We start from the raw sequence: 4,500 nt of genomic DNA on the forward strand, positions 1-4,500 counted from the left end.
ACAAGAATCATCTCAATATGCCGCCTCACTAAAAAGCCGGGACTCACTCGCAAGAGATCAGTCCCAGCTTTTCTTGCGAAACATACGAAGGTCTTATTCCATAATATACTTTCCCTGAAGTACGGGCAAAACTGTTTTGGGATGAAAAAGATCGCCTGTGCACTTCCATCTCCAGCTTGCCCCCAGGAAAAACACCATTACCGCCCCTCTCTTTTCAACCGAAGCTGACTCTACATTCTCCGATGATATCAATTTAGCCACCTTCCTGTTTCCCCTTGCTAATTTCAGCCAATCCACGGTACTTTATAAAAAATTCATTACACACCACTTCTCATCCTATTCGCGTACCTATGAACTCTATCATCGCCTGTCACGACTGCGATCTTTTACTTACACTCCCCGAGCTTGAAATGGGCGTGGTTGCCGAATGCCCACGCTGCGGCGCTTTTCTCCGCCGCACTCAGTTCAATAGCCTGAACCGAACTCTGGGCTGGGTCAGTGCCGGGCTTGTTCTCTATGTCATCGCAGTAAGCTTTCCCTTCCTCTCCATGACGACGAAAGGAATTTCCAAGACAACAGCCCTCACCAGCGGCATTGTCGTCCTCTATCAGCAGAATATGGCAGGTATGGGGGCTGTAGTCCTCGTAACCTGCCTTCTCGCCCCTCTGTTCTCCATGCTTAGCCTGCTTTACGTCCTGGCTCCACTCCGGCTGGGATACCGCTTCCCCTGGGCTGCCCAGCTCTTCGCCTGGTATCTCCGCCTACGCCCCTGGTCAATGATGGAAGTCTACATGCTTGGCATCCTGATCTCTATGGTCAAACTGACCAAAATGGCACTCGTCATACCCGGTCCGTCATTTTACTCTTTTATTGGGCTGATCTTTGTGCTGGCCGCCTCTTCTGTCAGTCTTGACCCCCACCTAGTCTGGTCTAAACTGGCAAAAGCACATCGAGTCCATCAGGAATGGTATCCTCTTTTTAGGTTTACGCATGAAAAATCATAAACCAACACCTGGCTCACACTCCTGTCAACCAAGCACTTCTCTCCCCAAGGATTCCGCCAAGGCATATTGGATCAGAATCATATCGAGAAATTATTCTCCATGATTACATCAGCCCCAATAAGTGCCCACAGCACACCACCTGTGCACAGATCGCCAATGACCGGGCGTAAGGCAGGGTTGATCAGCTGTCATACCTGCCACCTTATCTGCCCATGCCCAGACCTGCCATCGCCAGAGTTCCACCAATGCCCACGCTGCGGAACTCGCTTAAGGGTTCGCAAGACCAACAGCATTCCCAGATGCTGGGCCTTAGTACTCGCCTCGTTCATTCTCTATCTCCCAGCCAACCTGGTACCAATAACCACTACCACCGTATTAGGCCGTCCATCCAAAAGTGATACAATCATGAGCGGCGTAATCTATTTCCTGGACAGTGGGTCCTGGTATATCGCGCTAATCATCTTCATCGCCAGTGTCGTTGTACCGCTAATGAAACTCTTCATCCTGACCTTTCTTCTGACCTCACTGCATTTCGGCTGGGACTGGCTACCGCTTGAACGGACCCGGCTCTTCCGTCTGACGGAACTGGTCGGCCGCTGGTCGATGGTTGACATCTACGTTGTCACCATCCTTGTAGCTCTGGTCAGATTCGGGGCTTTTGCCAACATTGAAGCTGGCCCAGGGGCAGCTTATTTTGCCGCGCTTGTAATCTTGACCATGTTCGCGGCTGAAAGTTTTGACCCCCGTCTCATTTGGGATCGCATGGAGGACCACAATGCCTGATGATCCGCAGAAAGACGAACTGCCCCGAGACGACGCTCCAACTGCCGCCATCCGCCCCAGCAAAAGACTTTCTATCGTCTGGCTGGTGCCTCTGGTGGCACTCGCCATCTCCGGATGGCTCCTCTACAAATCGTGGTCAGAGAAAGGTCCTCTAATCACCATCACCTTCAAGAATGCCGAGAGGATCTCCGAAGGCGCCTCCAAAATTAAATATAAGGATGTCGATATTGGCGAAGTTGAAACCATCACCTTCAGCCCGGACATGAAGCAGGTCGTGGTTAAAGCGCGGATAGACAAGGTGGCAGAGCCTCACCTAACCGACAACACCAGTTTCTGGATCGTCCGACCCCGAATCACTGCAGGGAAGATCTCCGGGCTCGGCACCCTGCTATCCGGCTCATATATCAGCATGGAACCCGGACACCCCGGCACCCAACGCAGAAATTTCACCGGACTTGAGGAAGCGCCCTTCATCACCACCGACAACCCAGGCAAATACTATATACTCAAAGCAGAAGGACTTGGTTCATTGGATATCGGTTCACCCGTCAGTTATCGTCAGATCAAGGTCGGGCAGGTAGTCGGGTATGGCTTTGATGATTCAGGACAAGCGGTACATATCAGAATCTTCGTCAACGCCCCCCATGACCAGCAGATCTCCACCAACACCAGTTTTTGGAACGCAAGCGGCTTTGAATTGAATCTTGATGCCACCGGGATTAAGCTGGACACCGAGTCACTAACCTCCATTCTCTCTGGCGGCATCTCTTTCGACCTGCCACCTCAAGGTCGGCCTGGCACAATAGCAAAAGAGAACACCACTTTTGAACTCTTCAGTTCTCGAAAAGCCGTCAACGAGATAAAATACCACTTAACAGATACTTGGCAGGTTTACTTCAACCAATCGGTACGAGGCCTAACAGTAGGCGCTCCAGTAGAATTCCAAGGCATCAAGATCGGTGAGGTCAGCAGCATCAACCTCAAATTCGAGAGTATCACGATGAGCTTCCGCACCCCAGTCATGTTACGAATTGAACCGGAACGCATTTTCGGCCAGGACCCGGATTTCAACACTACTGACGGCCAGGCTATCCTTAATACCTTCATCACTCGTGGAATGAGGGCGGTCTTAAAAAATGGCAACTTACTCACAGGTCAACTGCTGATTGATTTCGACTTTTATCCCAACCAGCCTGCACAAAAGATAACCTATGAAGACGCAATACCTGTGCTGCCAACCCGGCAGACTGAGCTTCAACTCCTTACCGACAGCCTGAGCACGATCTTAAACAAAGTCGAAAAAATTCCCTTCCAGCAAATCAGCGAAGACCTACACGCCCTGCTCAAAACAACGAATACAGCCATTGCCCAGATCCCGGTCCAATCACTCGGCGAGGATCTGCGGGCGACTTTAAAGGCAGCCAATACCACCATGACCCACATCAACACCATGGCCGAGACCGTCAATACCCAAACGACACCTGCCATCACCGCCGCACTGGAACAACTACGAACCACACTTGCCGACATGGAACACTCCCTCGGCAGCGACTCCCCAACCAACCACCAACTCCGCCAAACCATGCGTGACATATCAACGGCGGTCCGCTCCCTACGAAGCCTAAGTGACTATCTTGATCGACACCCAGAATCAATCATCCACGGCAAGGAGGATGAAATGCCATGACCACCCACAGCCCGACCCGACTATTCCGCGCTTCCCTGCTCTTGCTGCTCCTCCTGATCACTTATGGTTGTGGCGGGGCAAGACGACCTGTGATCTATTACAACTTGAGTCAGACGACAACTGAGCACCGACCGGAAATAGACCCCCATAACAAAATTCTCGCACTCGGCATTGGCCCCATCCAACTGCCCGAGTCACTCAGCAGGCCCCAAATCGCCTCCCGGCTTGACAATCAGCGTCTGACATACAGTGACTACAACCGCTGGAGCGGTTCATTAAGCGATGACTTTGCCTCCGTCCTCATGGAAAATCTTGCAGCATACCTCCCTGAGCAGACACCTACCGCCCTTTTCCCTTGGGCAAAACACTTTAAGCCAAGTCACCGCCTGGTGGTCACCATCTCCCAATTCGATGGCCAGCTTGGAGGAGAGATCATCCTGATCACGCGCTGGGCAATCACCAACAGCGAGGGCAAAGAACCTCTCATCACACGTAAATCAACCATCCGAGTCAAGGCGAACGGAGATCAATACCAGGATCTGGTCTCAGCTCAAAGTCAGGCGGTGGCAGAATTCGCCAGCGAGATCGCAACCGCCCTGGCCACACTTTAGGGACTCGGAAATTACCAATTTACCATAACGCATCAAGCCTCCATCAAGATAATACCCCCTGACCATGGCACCCTCCACCAATACCCCACCGACAAAACCACCTGATCAAACAAGAGTCTGTTTCTCCTGCGGTGGATCAGGTCAGCTCAGTTCATTTAAGGGAGTAAGCCGATTTCTGCTCACAACTGAAGAGTGCCCGGAGTGCGCAGGTCTTGGTTGTGTCCTCCCCCCTGAAGACTCCCCGGAAAAAAATCAAAGATGATCATTTACCAACAGACACGCCCGAGAACTTATGTCACCCTTTTCCTTTTGACAACAGACCCTAAAAAGGGTAGTTTTTCTGGTTGCTGAGAGAGATAGTTTACCTCAACTTTCCATGAATCAACCACATAGGCAAACGCGATGAAAAAAATCC

General features: G+C 51.4%; 4 protein-coding genes. All 4 read left to right on the plus strand.

Annotated elements, in window-relative coordinates:
• Positions 1–350 precede the first annotated feature (350 nt).
• Positions 351–1,004 (plus strand): paraquat-inducible protein A, encoded by a 654-nt coding sequence (locus FP815_00395; GenBank protein MBA3013399.1) that lies wholly within the window; start codon positions 351–353, stop codon positions 1,002–1,004.
• Positions 1,005–1,160: 156 nt separating this feature from the next.
• Positions 1,161–1,787 (plus strand): paraquat-inducible membrane protein A, encoded by a 627-nt coding sequence (locus FP815_00400; GenBank protein MBA3013400.1) that lies wholly within the window; start codon positions 1,161–1,163, stop codon positions 1,785–1,787.
• The gene (locus FP815_00405; GenBank protein MBA3013401.1) at positions 1,780–3,474 is read left to right on the plus strand and encodes an MCE family protein; all 1,695 of its coding nucleotides are present in this window, start codon (positions 1,780–1,782) and stop codon (positions 3,472–3,474) included. The genes FP815_00400 and FP815_00405 overlap by 8 nt, the downstream gene beginning before the upstream one ends.
• A complete protein-coding gene (locus tag FP815_00410) occupies positions 3,471–4,085 on the plus strand; it encodes a membrane integrity-associated transporter subunit PqiC (GenBank protein ID MBA3013402.1) in 615 nt (204 codons plus the stop codon). Before FP815_00405 ends, FP815_00410 begins: the two co-directional genes overlap by 4 nt.
• Positions 4,086–4,500: the final 415 nt, after the last annotated feature.

This window comes from Desulfobulbaceae bacterium (genome assembly GCA_013792005.1).
Taxonomy (GTDB): Bacteria; Desulfobacterota; Desulfobulbia; order Desulfobulbales; family VMSU01; genus VMSU01.

Bases quoted from the DNA above. Each gene is read 5' to 3' on its own strand.
- FP815_00400 (MBA3013400.1), top strand. From the start codon at position 1,161: ATGACCGGGCGTAAGGCAGGGTTGATCAGCTGTCATACCTGCCACCTT.
- FP815_00395 (MBA3013399.1), top strand. From the start codon at position 351: ATGAACTCTATCATCGCCTGTCACGACTGCGATCTTTTACTTACACTC.
- FP815_00405 (MBA3013401.1), top strand. From the start codon at position 1,780: ATGCCTGATGATCCGCAGAAAGACGAACTGCCCCGAGACGACGCTCCA.
- FP815_00410 (MBA3013402.1), top strand. From the start codon at position 3,471: ATGACCACCCACAGCCCGACCCGACTATTCCGCGCTTCCCTGCTCTTG.